The organism is Streptomyces sichuanensis, from assembly GCF_020328095.1.
Classification (GTDB): Bacteria; Actinomycetota; Actinomycetes; order Streptomycetales; family Streptomycetaceae; genus Streptomyces; species Streptomyces cinnamoneus.
Genome location: NZ_JAIXMK010000122.1, coordinates 1 through 14827, shown reverse-complemented (window position 1 = coordinate 14827; position 14827 = coordinate 1). Strand labels below are relative to the sequence as shown.

Here is a 14827-nt window from a genome sequence, read left to right as displayed (position 1 = left end):
GATCGTGGTGACGGTGGCCTGACGGGCCCGTGCGGGGAGGGGCCGGGGCCGGGCTGACGCCCGCCGGCCCTGCCGTGCCGGGCCGGGCTGACGCCCGCTGGCCCTGCCGGGCCGGGCCGGGGCTGACGCCCGCTGGCCGTGCTGGGCCGGGCTGACGCCCGCCGGCCCTGCCGTGCCGGGCCGGGCTGACGCCCGCTGGCCGTTCCGGGCCGGGCTGACGCCCGCACCCTGCTCCACATCACCCACGCCCACGCGCTGGCCAAGGCCGGACAGCGTCAACAGGCCGTCCGGGCAGTCGACCGCGCCCGCGCCCGGCTCGACGCGGCCAAGTGCCCCTCCCGGCCGGGGCTGACGCTCGCTGGCCCTGCCGGCCGGGGCTGACGCCTGCTGCCCGTGCTGGGCCGGGGGCGTGCCCCGGCCCCTGCGTGTGGGTCGCCGCCCCGGGCCGCCTTCCAGCAGGTGCCAGCCCGGGACCGCGCCCCGGCATGCCGGTCGCCCTGGGGCCGTGCCTGCCGTCCTTTCCGGGCCGTGGTCGAAGCCCGCGCTCTTCGCGGGCCCGGGCTCGCACCCCGCTGCCCGCCCGGTTCGGAGAGGCTGCGTGCCGCGCACCTCTCGGTCCGGGGCCGGCGCTCGGGTGCTCTACCCGCCCCGGGCCTACGGCTCCGGGGCCCGGACGCGCCGCCCGCGGGGTCGGTCCCGCGGAACGTTCCGCCCGCCGGGCGGGCACCGTCCGCCCGGACAACAGCCGGCGGCGCGCGTCAGCCCCCGGAGAATCCCCGCAAGCGGTCGAACGCCGCCAGGCCGTCCGGGACCCAGTCCCACTCCGGGAGGCGGGCCTCCAGTTCCTCCTCGGAGAGGAACGCCCACCACGCGACCTCCTCCGCCTGCGGCCTGACCGGCAGGTCGCACCGGACCTCGTAGACCGCCGACCACCACCGGCCCCCCGGCCCCTCGTAGAGGAAGCGGAACAGCGGCGTCGGGGCCGGGAGACCGCTCACGCCCAGTTCTTCCTCCGCCTCGCGCAGCGCCGCCTCGTCGTAGGACTCGCCCGCCCCGACGACGCCGCCCACGAACATGTCGTACCGCGAGGGGAAGACGAGCTTGCGGTCCGTGCGCCGGTGCACGAAGGTCCGCCCCCGGGCGTCCCGCGCCCGGACGAACACGCAGCGGTGCACGAGCCCTCCGGCGTACACCTCCCGGCGAGGAGCCCGGCCCACCACACGGTCGTGCTCGTCGACGACATCCAGCACCTCGTCCGCCCCGAGCGGCTGCTGATCGGTCATGCGGCCCATCCAACACCAGGCCCCCACCCCCGTGTGGATCATGCGTATCATCACCCGGATGACCTCCAAGAGCCTGCCCAACAGCCGCCGCGGCGCCGCCCCTTCCGCCGCGCCCTGCCGCGTCACCGTGTGCCGGGGCTGCTGCTGCGGCGACCCCGCCAAGGTGCCGGGGGTCGACCACGCGGGACAGATCCCCCGGTTGCGGGCGGCCCTCGGGGGCGCCGCCGCCGTACGGGCGTCGGAGTGCCTGGACGTCTGCGACCAGGCCAATGTGATCGTCGTGCAGCCGTCGGCGGCGGGCCGCGCCGCCGGGGGCCGGCCCGTATGGCTCGGCCTGGTCAACGACGACGACGCACTGGCGGACATCGCCGCATGGGTCCGGGCCGGCGGCCCCGGCCTCGCGGAGCCGCCCGGCGTCCTGGACCTCTACGCCTTCACCGTCTCGCGACGGGTGGGGAAGGCGCTGGACGCCTGAGGCGCCCTCCCCACCGTCCCGCCGCCGTCACACCGCACAGTGGCTGCCGGCCTCCCGGGGGAGGTCCAGGGCCGGGTTGCGGTCGAAGAAGCCGGTCGGCTTCAGGGTGAAGCCGGTGGGCTCCACGGGCATCACCGGCCACTCCTCCAGCCGCGGCAGGTGGGTGGGCCCGAAGGTGTGCCAGACGGTCAGCTCGGTGTTCTCCAGCGACTCGCCCCCCGCCGTCCACTGCGGCAGCCCCGCCCCGCCCGGATGCTGGTTGGGATGGTCGCCCGCCGGGTAGCGCCGCTCGGCCCGGTGCCGGGTGACCCACAGGTGCTTCGTGCCGTACGCCATGCGCTCGGCCACCGGCGAGCCGGGCTGCGCCAGCACCACCGGCCCCGGCTGGGGGACGAGCGTGTAGGCGACGGGCCGGCCCATGCGGTTGAGCGAGCCGGGGTTGGTGATCCGCCAGCGCCGGCCCGCCAGGGGATCGGCCAGCCGCCCGCCGTCCGCACTGTCGGAGACGACGGTCGTCCGGGTGGTGAAGGCGTTGCCGCCCGGATTCTCCGGCCCGGCCGGCACGGGCACGACGTCCACTTCCTCGACGGTGTTGGCGAGCCCGTCGACGGCCACGTCGAGCCGTACGCAGAACAGGTGCTGGTGGTAGGGCGCGAGCAGCCCCGGAGCGACCTCCGTGCCGTGCGGGGAGCCGGCGCCCGGCTCCACGGCCGAGGTCTGCACGATGCCGGTGGACTTCGCCTCGAAGGCGATGGTGCCGTCCTGGTGGAAGTACCAGTAGAAGCCGTAGTCGTAGTTGCCGACCGTGGCGATGTAGGAGACGACCAGCCGGCGGGCCCGCCGGCTCTCGGCCGCGTTGCCGTTGAAGATGTCGGTGTGCTTCCAGAGCAGGCCGTAGTCCTCCTCGTGGATGCAGATGGCGTTGGGCAGCGTCTCGGCACGGCCGTGGTCGTCGGCGACGACGGCGTCGAGGTAGCGGATCTCGCCGAGGCAGTCGCAGCCGAGCCGCAGGGCGTTGGCGTTCCGGCCCAGGGAGTACTCGCCGGCGTCGAGGAACGCCACCCAGTTGCGGGACTCCTCGGCCTCGCCGTAGGCCACCGCCATCTCGGCCAGGGATGCGCGGTGCAGCACGGGCCGGTCCCGTTCGCCGTCCCGGTAGGCGATGCGGTGCAGCACCAGGCCCTCGCGCGCATTGAAATCGACGCGGAAGCTCCAGTTCTGCCAGCTGAGCAGGGGCCCGTCGAGCCGGAACGACGGCCCCTCGGGCTGGGTGATCTCAAGCGGCCGCAGGTCCGTGCGCGGCGGCCCGTTGAACTCCGCCTCGTACCGCCCGCACTCCGCGGGCACGGGCACCGCGCCGGTGTCCGTGAGGCGCACCACGCGCCCCTCGATGACGTCGACGTCGGCCACCAGCCCGCCCACCGGGTGTGCCCAGGCGTTGTCCGTGGCGTCGCAGCGCAGCCAGGTCAGGCAGCGCAGCAGCCGGCGGCCCGGCCGCTCGACGACGGTGCTGCCCGCCGCCAGCGGCGCGCAGACGGCCAGGTCCGTGTCCTCGATCCCGCGCTCGGCCATGGCCTTGCGCCACCCCGGGTCGGCCTTCACGATCGCCTCGACGACCGGGTACTCCTCGAACATCACCTGCGGCTGCCCCTCGGCGGCCACGTCCAGCTCCCGCCAGGAGAGCAGCAGCCCGCCGGTGACGTCGACGAGCGCCTCGGCGGCGGCGCCGGTCGCGGAGTCGAGGAGGGTGATCCGCAGCCGGCGCACGAACGGTTCGCCCGGCCGGTGGGCGGCGGCCGCGTGCCGGTCCGGCTCGTCGAGGAGCACCAGCGGGAAGCGGGTGGTGGCGGTGATCCGGCCCGCCTCCTCCAGCACGCGCCGGGCGGTGGCGATCTCGGCGGCGCTCAGCGGGTCGAGCGGGTGCGCCGGGACGCCCGCCGGTGCCGGGGAGGCGGCGGTGTCGGGAGAGACGGGGGAGTCGGGGGAGGACGGGTGACAGCACGTCATGAGGAAACCTTTCCTGTGCTCGTGGGGCCGTGGGGGCGGGCCGGGCCACCGGCCGCGCCGGCCGCCGCCTGGGCGGCCTCCTCCAGCTGGAACGCCTCGTTCCCGAGCCCGATGCGGGCGTGCACCGCGGGCCGTACGGCCTTGAGCGCCAGCCCGTAGCCGAGGCCCAGCACGACGGACGCGCCGACGATGCCGGGCAGGATCCAGCGGAGCGCCGAGCCGGGGTCGGCACCGAGCAGGACGTCGAAGTCCTTGACCGCGTAGCCCACGATGACCAGCAGGATCAGCCCGGCGGCCCCGGCGGCCACCAGTCGCGGGGCCTGTGCGCGGGCGGCGCCGCGCCGGACGAAGAAGACGATGACGGCGGCGCTGGCGGTGGCCATGAGGAGGATCACGCCGAGCGCGCCCACGTTGCCCATCCAGGTGAACAGCCGCTGCACGGGGGCCGTCGGGTCGCCGTGCGGGCCGTCGTCGGTGGCCGCGAAGACGGCCACCGCCAGCAGGGAGACCGCGCTCTGCAGCAGCGAGCCGTAGGCGGGAGCACCGCTGGCCCGGGAGGTCCGGCCGAGGGCGGCGGGCAGCAGGCCCTCGCGGCCCATGGCGAAGGCGTAGCGGGCGACGACGTTGTGGAAGCTGAGCATCGCGGCGAACATGCCGGTCACGTAGAAGAGGTGCATGACGTCGGTGAACGCGGCGCCGAACCGGTCCTCGGAGAGGGCGAAGAGCAGGTTCGGGCCCTCGTCCCCCGCCAGCCCGGTGATCCGCGAGGGCCCGGCGGCCACGCCCAGTGCCCAGGAGGCGAGGGCGAAGAACAGGGCGACGAAACCGACGGCGAGGAACGTGACCCGGGCGACGGCCACCTGCGGGCGGCTGGTCTCCTCGGCGTAGACGGCGGCCTGTTCGAAGCCGACGAAGGAGGCGATGGTGAACGACAGCGCGGTGCCCAGGCCGGCGCCGGTGAGGGTCTGGGGGTCGAAGGCGTGCAGCGAGACCCCGTCCGGGCCGGGGCTGCCGACGGCGGCGACGTCGAAGGCGACGACCATGGCGCACTCGACGACCAGCAGGACCCCCAGCACCTTGGCGTTGAGGTCTATCTTGAGCCAGCCGAGCGCCCCGACGACGGCCACGGCGGCGAACGCGGGCACCCACCAGCCGACGCGCACGCCGAGGTGTTCGTCGAGGAGCCCGGAGAGCTCGAAGCCGAAGATGCCGTAGATCGCGAACTGCATGGCGCTGTAGGCGACGAGCGCCACGACGGAGGCGGCGGCGCCCGCCGTGCCGCCGAGGCCGCGGGCGATGTAGGCGTAGAAGGCGCCGGCGTTGTGGACGTGCCGGCTCATCTCGGCGTAGCCGAAGCTGAAGAGGGTGAGCACGGCGCCGAGGATGACGAAGAGCAGGGGCTGGCCGACGATGCCCATCGTCCCGTAGGTGGTGGGCATCACCCCGGCCGTGACCATGAGCGGGGCGCTGGCGGCGACGACGGACAGCAGCAGTCCTGCCACTCCTATGCGGTCGGCGCGCAGGCGTCTTCCCTGGCCCTTGAACGTGCTGATCTCGCTCGTGGTGCCCGTCGGCATGGCGGGGCCGTCCTTCCCGTGGGGTGAGCGGGGCGGGTGGTCGGTGCGGTCGTGCGGGGCGGTGCGGGACGCCCCGGGGGAGCGGGGCGGTGGGTCAGGCGGTGCCGAGCGCGGCACGCCGGGCGGCCCGGAACGCCTTCCTGGGGTCCCGGTAGGGATAGGACCAGGGGGCGTGCGTGGCGTGCGGTCCGATCCGGGTCAGCAGGGCCGCCGCCTCGGCCGGCCGGCCCTCGTGCAGCTTGGCGTGGGCCAGGTAGTTGAGGTCGACCTTGCGCCGGGGGTGGGCGGTGCCGGACGCGTGCGCGGCGTCGGCCGCATCCTCCGCGTCCTCGTCGACGTCCCATTCCAGCCACCAGTCGAACGCGGCCTTCATCACCTGACGGGCCCGGCGCGTGGACCAGTGCCCCGAGCGGGCGGGGTCGGCCGGTTCGAGGCCCGCGCGGGCGAGGACGCGGTACCGCTCGGCGTGCGCGACGACGGGGAGCACGGCCAGCGGGGAGTCGGCGGGGGCCTGCTCGGCCGCCCAGGAGGCGAAGTCGTAGACCTCGTGCAGCGGGTCGTCGCGGTCGCCCTCCTGGTGTTCGGCCAGGCAGGCTGCCATCAGGTGGTGGGCGTGGTGGTGGTCCCGGTGCCGGGCGCGCACCTGGTCGAAGGCGCGGACGCGCTCGTCGGCGGTGCCGGTGCGGTGCGCGAGCATGAGGATGCCGAGCCAGGGCGTGGGGTCGCGGGGCGCGAGCCGCGCGGCGGTCAGGCACAGCGCCCGGGCCGTGTCCGGGGCGTCCTTCCCGCTCACGGCGCGGAGGACGGTGGCGCAGGCCAGCAGCGCGGCGGCGTCGGGGCTGCCGGGCTCGGCGAGCTGCCACTCACGGGCCCAGGTGGCGCTGGTGGGGCCCTCGGCGAGGACGACGAGGCGGTGGCCCCGGCGGTCCCAGTCGTCGCCGGTACGGGCGAGGAGCAGCCGGGCGTCCGCCCACCGGCCCCGGGCGAGCGCGTCGCGGACGGTGGCGAGTTCGGTGTCGTCCAGGGCGGGATCGAAGGCCGGCCCGTCCTTGTTCCGGGGGCGGCCCAAGGGGGGCGGGGGCGTCATCTGCGGGCTTCCTCCACGGCGGTACGTCCCCTCCGGACGCCGACGGGGGGGCGTCCGTGCGCGTGCGTGCTCGATCACGCACAGCAAACCGGTAGTCACGGCTCCGAGTCAAGGGCGATCTTGCCGCTGACGCCATGCCAAGTGACGCTACGTCAGCACCAGTTGCCCGGCGGCCGCGGGGTGGCCCGGTGGCCCGCTGCCGCCTCGCCGGGAGGGGGCCGGGGTCCGGCGTCCGGACGGACGTGGGTACCCATGCACGACGAACAATTGTTCGCAGCTCTTCCGGGGTCGTCAACGGCACGCCGGGGATGAACCGGCCGGAATGGGGTACTCGGCCGCCATGCCGCCCCATGCGGCGGCTATCGTCTTGGTGTCAAGTCTCCAGTGACCGTTCGGTCTTGAGGTGCGCGACGTGATGGTCTTCGCCTTCGCCGTGAGTGCGGCGTGCTGCCTGGGTGTGGGGTTCGTCCTCCAGCAGAACGCCGCGCAGCGGGCCCCCATGAGCGACTTCCTCTCGCTCCGGCTGCTGCTGGACCTCGCCCGCATGCCGCGCTGGCTCGCCGGCATCGCCTTCATGGTCTGCGGCATGGTGCTGGGCGCCATCGCGCTCGGCCGGGGCGAGATCTCGCTCGTCGAACCGCTGCTGGCCACCAACCTGCTCTTCGCGATGGCCCTCTCCCGCCGGCAGACCGGGCAGCCGCTCGGCCCCACCGGCTGGGGCGGCCTGTGGCTGCTCGCCGGCGGGGTCGCCGTCTTCATCGTCGCCGGCCGTCCGCACGGCGGCCGCACCGTCACCGACCCGCTCAGACACTGGCTGGTCGTCGGCATCATGATCGGCACGGCCCTGCTCCTCACGGCCGTCGCCAAGCGCGTGCGCATGAGCACGGAGGCCGCGCTGCTGTCCGTGGCCGCCGGGCTGCTGTACGGAGTGCAGGACGCCCTCACCCGGGTCAGCGGCGGCCGGCTGAAGGAGGGCTGGACGACCCTGGCCACCAGCTGGCAGCCCTACGTGGTGGTGGTGCTCGGGGTGACGGCGCTGGTCCTGGTGCAGAGCGCCTTCGAGACGGCGCCGCTGCGGATGTCCCTGCCCGCCCTGACCGCCGCCCAGCCGCTGGCGGGCATCGCCTGCGGCGTCGGCTTCCTGGGCGACCAGCTGCGGACCACCCCGGGCGCCCTGGCCGCCGAGGCGGCCGGCCTCGCGGCGATCGTCGTCGGGATCGTCCTCATCGGCCGCCACCCGGCCATGCCCTCGGGCATGCCCACGTCGGGCCGCGTACGCGACCTGCAGCCGCACTGAGGGACGCGTCGGGGCACCCGGCGACCTGCGGCGGCACTCGCGTCCGGGCAGCATCCCCCCGCTGCCGCACTCGCGTCCGGCCATAGGGGGCGACCCGCGGCCGCCCCCGGGGAACGGTCGCCGCAGGGCGTCCGTCCGGCCGCTCCCGTCTCCGGGCCTTCGTGCTCCGTCAGCGCCAAAACGGCCCGTGATCGCTCGCGCCTGCCGCCGTGCCGCCCCGGCCCGTTGAACAATCGCCACCGCCGGAACAGCCGGACGGCCCGGCGGCACCGAGGGGAGCACCCATGGACGATACGAGGTCTCCGGGTCGCAGGACGCTGCTCGCCGGTGGTCTGGCGGCCGCCGCGGCCGCGCTCGCGGGGTGCGCCACGCCCGGCTCCCCGGCCGGCCGGGCGCCCGCCTCGCCCTCGCCGGGGGCGAGCCCGGCCACGCCCGCCGCCGCGTTCGCGAGACTGATGGACGGGAACAAGCGCTGGGTGAGCGGGGACCTCCAGCACCCGGACCGGGATCCCACCCGGCGCCAGCTCGTGGCCCAGGAGCAGCATCCGTTCGGGGTGGTCCTCTCCTGCATCGACTCCCGCGTGCCGCCCGAGCTGCTCTTCGACACCGGCCTCGGCGACCTGTACGTCATGCGCACGGGCGGCCAGGCCGTCGGCCCGGTGGTCACGGGATCGGTCGAGTACGGCCCCATGACGAGCGGCACCCCGCTGGTCTTCGTCCTCGGGCACCAGCGCTGCGGCGCCGTCAAGGCGGCGTACACCTCCCTGCGCGAGGACGAGCCGCTGCCCGGAAACCTCCAGGCGATCGTCACGGCCCTGCGCCCGGCGTACGAGCGGGCGCTCAAGGAGGGCGGCAGCGACCCCGTCGAGACCATGGCCCGCGCCCAGGTCCGGCTGACCGCCGACGACCTGCGCACCAACGCGGACCTCGCCCCGCTCGTACGGAAGGGCGCCCTCGCGGTGGTCGGCGGCTACTACTCGCTCGACACCGGCGCAGTGGAGATCCTCACCGACGCGCCCTCCGGGACCGGCAGCACGTCAAGCCCGCCGGAAACGCAGAAAAACCCCAGCTGAGCTGGGGTTTTTCGTTGGTGTCCGAGGGGGGACTTGAACCCCCACGCCCGATAAAGGGCACTAGCACCTCAAGCTAGCGCGTCTGCCATTCCGCCACCCGGACCAGGTGTTTGTCTTGGCGGGGTGTTCCCCGCGGCGACATGGAAAACAATACCAAACATTCGGCGGTGCTCGATCACGCCCCCGCGCCGAGGGCGGCGGTGATCGTTGCGGGCGTGTGTCGGCTGTATTGCGGCCTTGGGCTGGGCGAACGGCAGGGGGAGGATGGCTTACGGACCCCGCCGGGGGCCGCGCCCACCGTGCGGCGGCCGCCCGGCAGCCGAACCACGAGGAGGCAGCGTGAGCGAGTCGAAGCCGGCCACCGCCGGCACGGGCGGGAACGCCGGGAACGCCGGGAACGCCGGGAACGCCGAAAAAGAGGTCGTCGACCTCTGCCGCGACCTGATCCGGATCGACACCAGCAACTACGGCGACCACTCCGGCCCCGGCGAGCGGCTCGCCGCCGAGTACGTGGCCGAGAAGCTCGCCGAGGTCGGGCTCGAACCGCGGATCATCGAGTCGCACCCGGGGAGGGCCTCCACCGTCGCCCGCATCGAGGGCGAGGACCCGTCCCGGCCCGCGCTGCTCATCCACGGCCACACCGACGTCGTCCCGGCCAACGCCGCGGACTGGACGCACCACCCGTTCTCCGGGGAGATCACGGACGGCTGCCTGTGGGGGCGCGGCGCGGTCGACATGAAGGACATGGACGCGATGACCCTCGCGGTCGTGCGGGACAGGCTGCGCAGCGGCCGCAGGCCCCCGCGCGACATCGTGCTCGCCTTCCTCGCGGACGAGGAGGCGGGCGGCACGTACGGCGCGCGCCACCTGGTCGACAAGCATCCGGACCTCTTCGAGGGCGTGACGGAGGCGATCGGCGAGGTCGGCGGCTTCTCCTTCACCGTCAACGAGCAGCTCAGGCTCTATCTGGTGGAGACCGCCCAGAAGGGCATGCACTGGATGCGGCTCACCGTGGACGGCACGGCCGGGCACGGCTCGATGACCAACAAGGACAACGCCATCACGGAGCTGTGCGAAGCCGTGGGGCGGCTGGGCCGGTACGAGTGGCCGGTCAGGGTCACCAAGACCGTCCGGTCCTTCCTGGACGAGCTCTCCGACGCGCTCGGCACCGAGCTGGACCCCGAGGACATGGACGGCACCCTTGCCAAGCTCGGTGGCATCGCCAAGATGGTCGGCGCCACGCTGCGCAACTCCGCCGCCCCCACCATGCTCGACGCGGGCTACAAGGTGAACGTGATCCCGGGCCAGGCCAGCGCCCATGTCGACGGGCGCTTCCTGCCGGGGCACGAGGAGGAGTTCCACGCCGACCTGGCCCGTATCCTCGGCCCCCGGGTGAAGATCGACGAGGAGCGCTCGCACCTGGACAGGGCGCTGGAGACCGACTTCGACGGCAAGCTGGTCGACGCGATGCAGGCGGCCCTGCGGGCCGAGGACCCGATCGCCCGCGCCATCCCGTACATGCTCTCCGGCGGCACCGACGCCAAGCACTTCGACGACCTGGGCATCCGCTGCTTCGGGTTCGCGCCGCTGCAGCTGCCGCCCGGGCTGGACTTCGCCGGAATGTTCCACGGCGTGGACGAGCGCGTGCCCGTGGATGGTCTGAAATTCGGTGTGCGCGTGCTCGACCGCTTCCTGGATCAGTGCTGAGCGCAGTCCTGATTGGGTGTCAGACTGCGCGAATCTGGCGCTTTTTTCGCCGGAAAGAGTGAACGCCCTGCTGCTTACGTAGCCCCATTCCCTCCTCGTCGTTACAGGTGTGCGGTCCGCGGCTGGGACCGCATTGCCAACAAGGAGGAATCCATGCTCAAGAAGGTCGTCGCCGCCGCGGCAGCCACCAGTGGTCTCGTTCTCGCGGGGGCGGGCGTCGCCGCCGCCAGCGGGGGCGCCCAGGGTGCTGCTGTGAATTCTCCCGGCGTCGTCTCGGGCAACGTCATCCAGGTCCCGGTGGCTGTGCCGGTGAACGTGTGTGGCAACACCATCAACGTCGTCGGGCTGCTCAACCCCACGTTCGGGAACACCTGCGTCAACAAGTGACGCGTTTTCTCAACCCGTGAGGGGCTGAATCCCGTGGTGGCTCCGGGGCGCGTGCCATGCGCTCCGGGGCCGCCGGGCTTTGGCCGGGTTTTCCGCGCAAGGGCGTGGATATGTACGCCCTTGCGCAATCCGCATGGCAAGAAGCAGCAGAGGGGCAAGACGAAAATGCGACAGGTCACCAAGAAGGGCCTGATCACCGTAGCGGCGGCCAGCGGCGTCATCGCGGCCGTCACGGGCGGCTACGCCCACGCCGATTCGGGCGCCAACGGCGCCGCGGCACACTCCCCGGGCGTCGCCTCGGGCAACACCGTCCAGGTGCCGGTGCACGTTCCGGTGAACGCCTGCGGCAACACCGTGAACGTCGTGGGACTGCTCAACCCCGCGACGGGCAACCGCTGTGCCAACGGCGGCCACGGCCACGGCGGCCACGGCAACCAGGGGCACGGCGGCAGCGGGCACGGCGGGGCGCTGGCCAACGGCGCGAGCGTCGGTTCGCCCGGCGTCGCCTCGGGCAACACCGCACAGGTGCCGGTCAGCATCCCGGTGAACGCCTGCGGCAACAGCGTCAACGTCGTCGGCATCGGCAACCCCGCCAGCGGCAACACCTGTGTCAACGACGGCCACGGTCCGGCCCACCAGGGCCAGGGCCACAAGCCGCCGCACGGCGACAAGCCGGGTCATCCGGGCGGGCACAAGCCCGGCGACCACCACCCGGGCGGGCACCACAACCCGCCCACCGGTGAGAAGCCCGGCCACAAGCCGCCGACGCACGGCCACGACGCGCCGGGCGGTCACCCCGGTGCGCCGGGCGCGGGCGGGCACCACGCCAAGCCGGCCATGGAGGTCAAGGACGCGCACCGTCCTGCCGCCGACCTCGCCGAGCACCGTCCCGCGACGGTGGCCCAGAAGGCCGCCGAGCTCGCCCACACCGGTGCCGGCCAGCTCGGCGCGGCCGGTGCGGCCAGCGCGGGCCTGCTGCTCGGTGGCGCGATGCTCTACCGCCGCTCCCGCGGCGCGCAGGGCTGACCCGCCGGAACGGCTGAGCCGGTAGCGACCGGCACGGAGCGGGCCCCGCAGCCGCGGGGCCCGCTCCGTGTGCGTTCACTCCCGGTGGGTCACCAGGTGGCGCGGATCTGTCGGATGATCCTGCGGCGCAGCCGCACCCTGCGGCTGCCGTCGGGGTAGAGGCGCAGTCGGTCCAACTCCCAGTGTCCGTACTCGGCGTGTTCGGTCAGCAAGCGCGTGGTGGCCCTCCGGGAGACGCCCCGGGGTACATACACATCGCAGAATTCGTATTCCGGCATCGCATCTATTGTGCGGGAACGGGCCCGGTGCGGATAGCGTCTGCACTATGTCTGATGCTGCGCAGCCAACCGCTGCCGAGGTACGGGCCGCCGCCGAGGCGGTCAAAGCCGCTCTGGACCGCCACCTCGACGCCGTCGAACGCCGTTCGGGGGAGGACGACCCGGCCGTCTACGCCGCGTTCAACGAGCTGGCCGCGACAGCCGAGGTCTACGACGAGCTGCTCTACGACACCTACGACGAGGTCACGCCCTTCGAGATCCCGGGCGACGACACGCTTCCCGCCTACGCCGGGCCGGACGAGCCCAGCGCGCTCAGCGTGCTGATCCGCAGGGACTACGCCGTGGTCGAGCCCCAGCGGCTGCTCTCCCAGGCGCAGCGCGTCGCCGACCTCGACCCGGACGTCGACGTCGAGACGGAGCCGGGTACCCACGGGGGCGCGGAGGGCCTCGTCGGGCGCAGCGTCCACGCCGCTCTCGGGGTGCTCTTCGGTGAGTACGAGCCGGACGAAATCGCCTCCCGGCACAAGGAGTTCGGTCTGGAGGAGGGCGACTCCACGCTGTGGGTGTCGGCCGCCGAGGAACCGTCCGAGCCGGGCGAGTGGCTGTCCGCCCCCTTCGAGCAGGCCGACCCGCAGCGGGTCATCTGCCGCTTCGACGTCAGCGCCGTCTTCGACGAGGAGGACGAGGACGGCGAGGACGGCGACGACGAGGACGAAGGCGACGACGGCGAGGACGACGGCGACGAGCTCGACGTCCAGGACGCCGGAGGCGACGAGGAGCGGGGGGCCGACGGGCCCTCGCGGGTGCGCCGCCGCTGACGCCGCCGCTGACCTGTCGTGTCGCGGCCGCCTGCGGGCCCGGAAGGGGCCCGCAGGCGGCCGTCGTTCACTCGGCGGGCCGGACCTGGGCCTGCAGCAGCGGCAGCAGCCGGGTGGTCCGTGCCTTCGCCGGGACCTCGGCGACCGCGCGGGGCAGCGCCTGGTCCACGCCGTGCACGACCGACAGGTGCCGCTCGCCGCGGCTGAACGCGGTGTAGACCCACGCCCTGGTCAGCGTCGCCGCCGCGTCGCCCGGCAGCACCACCACGACCGCCGGCCAGCGCGTCCCGGCCGCCTGGTGGGCGGTCACGGCCCAGCCGTGCCGCACCTCTTCGGCGACGCGGTCCGGCGGGACGACGACGGGCGTGCCGCCGCAGTCCAGCCGCAGCCCCTCGGCGTCCGCCGAGACCACGGTCCCGGGCACCATGCGGCCGGGGGCGGGGACGTACGCGACCCTGTCGCCGGGGTCGAAGCCGCCGAACCGGCCGGGGCCGGGGTTCAGCCGCTCCTTCAGGGCCGCGTTGAGCGCCCGGGTGCCGGCGGGGCCGCCGTGGCCCGGGGTGATCACCTGGGTGTCCGCGGCGGGCACGCCGATCGCGCGCGGCACGGAGTCGGCGACGAGCTGCACGGTGCGGTGCACCGCCTCGGCCGGCTCCCGGACCGGGACGATCACGACCTCCTTGCCGGGGGCGTCCACCGTGGTCAGCTCGCCGATGCCGATGCCCGAGACGAGCTCCCCGAGGGGGCCCGGGTCGGGGGTGCGGGAGACGACCGACGGGCAGGCTCGCGAGGCCACCACGTCCGCGAACACACGGCCCGGGCCCGCGGACCACAGGACGCCCGGGTCGCCGGAGAGCACCAGCCGGGTGCCGTCGGCGAGCGACTCCACCAGCAGGGCGGCGCCCTCCACGTCCAGCTGGGGCGCGTCCAGGACGACCAGCACGTCGAGGGCCAGCGAGCCGTCCTCGTCCCGCCCGGGACCCTCCTGGCCGGACAGCAGACCGGTGACGGTCACGGCCTCGGCCACGCCCAGTTCGGCGAGGCGGCGCCGGCCGTCCTCGGTGTGCGCGGCGGCCCAGGTGCGCAGGCCGAGCCCGGCGGCCGCCGTGACCAGGGCGGCTGGCTCGGCGCGGGCCGCCTCGCCGCCGCTGTGCGTCACCAGGCCGCAGGCCGCGGCGGCGCGGATCAGCTCGGCCGCGGAGGGGGAGGGGGCGGCGGCCGCCGCCTGCTCCCAGCCGGGGGCGTCCTCGGGCGGGGCCGCGGTGGCGAGGCGGGCGAGGCCGTCGGCGAGGCTCTCCTCCGCCATGGCGTAGCGGTCGAGCCCCAGCAGCAGGGAGACGGGGGCGGCCTCGGTGTCGTCAGCCGCCTCGGCCTCGTCACCGCCCTCCTGGAAGACCAGGACGGCGCCCTCCGCGATGGCGGCCTGCAGGGCCTCGTCCGGGTCGGGCACGGCGCGCCGGGCGAGCTCGGCGCGGAGCGCGGGCGCCTCCAGCACGGTGTGCCCGGCCAGGGCGGCGCGCTCCAGCAGCCAGACGACGAGCGCCTGGGCGCGCCGCTCGTCGCCCGGCCCGCACTCCGGCCCCAGCAGGGCCCGGGCGAAGCCGTCCGCCTGCTCGGGCCGCACCCCGGGCACGGCCAGCAGCCGCCACGGGTCCTCCCGCAGGGCCTCGGCGGCGTGCTCCCCGAGCGTCTGCGCGGCCTTGGGGGCCAGCTGCTCCGGCGCTCCTCCGGCGGCCAGCACCTCGACCAGGCCCGCGCTCGGCGGGATCGCCGCGCGCGCCGGGGCGGCGGGCGCCGGTGCGGGGCGGTCCG

General features: G+C 74.7%; 13 protein-coding genes and 1 tRNA gene. 7 read left to right on the top strand and 7 right to left on the bottom strand.

The annotated features are described in order from the left end of the window. Positions 1 to 758: 758 nt before the first annotated feature. Positions 759 to 1283 carry an NUDIX hydrolase gene (locus tag LE181_RS26545; RefSeq protein ID WP_225664034.1) on the bottom strand — a complete coding sequence of 175 codons (525 nt, stop codon included), beginning with the start codon at positions 1281 to 1283 and terminating at the stop codon, positions 759 to 761. 58 nt (positions 1284 to 1341) lie between these two features. On the opposite strand from LE181_RS26545, the gene LE181_RS26540 reads away from it, so the two are divergent. Then, positions 1342 to 1758, top strand: a complete 417-nt coding sequence (locus tag LE181_RS26540) for a (2Fe-2S) ferredoxin domain-containing protein (RefSeq protein WP_225664033.1) — start codon at positions 1342 to 1344, stop codon at positions 1756 to 1758. Between the two features lie 27 nt (positions 1759 to 1785). Here the strand turns inward: LE181_RS26540 and LE181_RS26535 are convergent, their stop codons facing one another. The 3 genes from LE181_RS26535 to LE181_RS26525 form a co-directional block, all read right to left on the bottom strand. Beyond that, entirely contained in the window at positions 1786 to 3765 is a 1980-nt protein-coding gene (locus tag LE181_RS26535) for a primary-amine oxidase (RefSeq protein WP_225664032.1), read from the bottom strand. After that, positions 3762 to 5342, bottom strand: coding sequence for an APC family permease (locus LE181_RS26530; RefSeq protein ID WP_225664031.1), 1581 nt, complete (start codon positions 5340 to 5342; stop codon positions 3762 to 3764). Before LE181_RS26530 ends, LE181_RS26535 begins: the two co-directional genes overlap by 4 nt. Before the next feature lie 94 nt (positions 5343 to 5436). Next, positions 5437 to 6429 carry a hypothetical protein gene (locus LE181_RS26525; protein ID WP_225664030.1) on the bottom strand — a complete coding sequence of 331 codons (993 nt, stop codon included), beginning with the start codon at positions 6427 to 6429 and terminating at the stop codon, positions 5437 to 5439. Positions 6430 to 6844: 415 nt separating this feature from the next. On the opposite strand from LE181_RS26525, the gene LE181_RS26520 reads away from it, so the two are divergent. Both LE181_RS26520 and LE181_RS26515 read left to right on the top strand, forming a co-directional pair. Then, on the top strand, positions 6845 to 7726 hold the full coding sequence (locus LE181_RS26520) for a DMT family transporter (protein WP_225664035.1): 882 nt from the start codon (positions 6845 to 6847) through the stop codon (positions 7724 to 7726). 284 nt (positions 7727 to 8010) lie between these two features. Then, positions 8011 to 8799, top strand: a complete 789-nt coding sequence (locus LE181_RS26515; protein WP_225664029.1) for a carbonic anhydrase — start codon at positions 8011 to 8013, stop codon at positions 8797 to 8799. Positions 8800 to 8814: 15 nt separating this feature from the next. Here the strand turns inward: LE181_RS26515 and LE181_RS26510 are convergent. Further along, positions 8815 to 8902: transfer RNA gene (locus LE181_RS26510), tRNA-Leu, on the bottom strand. Between the two features lie 236 nt (positions 8903 to 9138). Between LE181_RS26510 and LE181_RS26505 the strand changes: the two genes are divergently transcribed. The 3 genes from LE181_RS26505 (at position 9139) to LE181_RS32520 (ending at position 11919) form a co-directional block, all read left to right on the top strand. Next, positions 9139 to 10506 carry a M20/M25/M40 family metallo-hydrolase gene (locus LE181_RS26505; protein WP_225664028.1) on the top strand — a complete coding sequence of 456 codons (1368 nt, stop codon included), beginning with the start codon at positions 9139 to 9141 and terminating at the stop codon, positions 10504 to 10506. A gap of 153 nt (positions 10507 to 10659) precedes the next feature. Continuing rightward, complete coding sequence (locus LE181_RS26500) at positions 10660 to 10893, top strand: chaplin (RefSeq protein ID WP_225664027.1); 234 nt, start codon at positions 10660 to 10662, stop codon at positions 10891 to 10893. Between the two features lie 165 nt (positions 10894 to 11058). Then, positions 11059 to 11919, top strand: coding sequence for a chaplin (locus LE181_RS32520; RefSeq protein WP_225664026.1), 861 nt, complete (start codon positions 11059 to 11061; stop codon positions 11917 to 11919). A gap of 89 nt (positions 11920 to 12008) precedes the next feature. On the opposite strand, the gene LE181_RS26490 is transcribed toward LE181_RS32520, so the two are convergent. Then, positions 12009 to 12197: a DUF5703 family protein gene (locus LE181_RS26490; RefSeq protein ID WP_225664025.1), complete on the bottom strand. Its 189-nt coding sequence runs from the start codon at positions 12195 to 12197 to the stop codon at positions 12009 to 12011. Positions 12198 to 12244: 47 nt separating this feature from the next. Here LE181_RS26490 and LE181_RS26485 point away from each other — a divergent pair, with 47 nt between their 5' ends. After that, entirely contained in the window at positions 12245 to 13015 is a 771-nt protein-coding gene (locus tag LE181_RS26485; RefSeq protein ID WP_225664024.1) for a hypothetical protein, read from the top strand. A gap of 67 nt (positions 13016 to 13082) precedes the next feature. Here the strand turns inward: LE181_RS26485 and LE181_RS26480 are convergent. Continuing rightward, the coding region (locus LE181_RS26480) for an ATP-dependent DNA helicase (RefSeq protein WP_225664023.1) at positions 13083 to 14827 on the bottom strand (1745 nt) is incomplete at its 5' end.

Coding starts and splice junctions, on each gene's coding strand:
- LE181_RS26545 (WP_225664034.1), bottom strand. CDS start 1,283: ATGACCGATCAGCAGCCGCTCGGGGCGGACGAGGTGCTGGATGTCGTC.
- LE181_RS26540 (WP_225664033.1), top strand. CDS start 1,342: ATGACCTCCAAGAGCCTGCCCAACAGCCGCCGCGGCGCCGCCCCTTCC.
- LE181_RS26535 (WP_225664032.1), bottom strand. CDS start 3,765: ATGACGTGCTGTCACCCGTCCTCCCCCGACTCCCCCGTCTCTCCCGAC.
- LE181_RS26530 (WP_225664031.1), bottom strand. CDS start 5,342: ATGCCGACGGGCACCACGAGCGAGATCAGCACGTTCAAGGGCCAGGGA.
- LE181_RS26525 (WP_225664030.1), bottom strand. CDS start 6,429: ATGACGCCCCCGCCCCCCTTGGGCCGCCCCCGGAACAAGGACGGGCCG.
- LE181_RS26520 (WP_225664035.1), top strand. CDS start 6,845: ATGGTCTTCGCCTTCGCCGTGAGTGCGGCGTGCTGCCTGGGTGTGGGG.
- LE181_RS26515 (WP_225664029.1), top strand. CDS start 8,011: ATGGACGATACGAGGTCTCCGGGTCGCAGGACGCTGCTCGCCGGTGGT.
- LE181_RS26500 (WP_225664027.1), top strand. CDS start 10,660: ATGCTCAAGAAGGTCGTCGCCGCCGCGGCAGCCACCAGTGGTCTCGTT.
- LE181_RS32520 (WP_225664026.1), top strand. CDS start 11,059: ATGCGACAGGTCACCAAGAAGGGCCTGATCACCGTAGCGGCGGCCAGC.
- LE181_RS26490 (WP_225664025.1), bottom strand. CDS start 12,197: ATGCCGGAATACGAATTCTGCGATGTGTATGTACCCCGGGGCGTCTCC.
- LE181_RS26485 (WP_225664024.1), top strand. CDS start 12,245: ATGTCTGATGCTGCGCAGCCAACCGCTGCCGAGGTACGGGCCGCCGCC.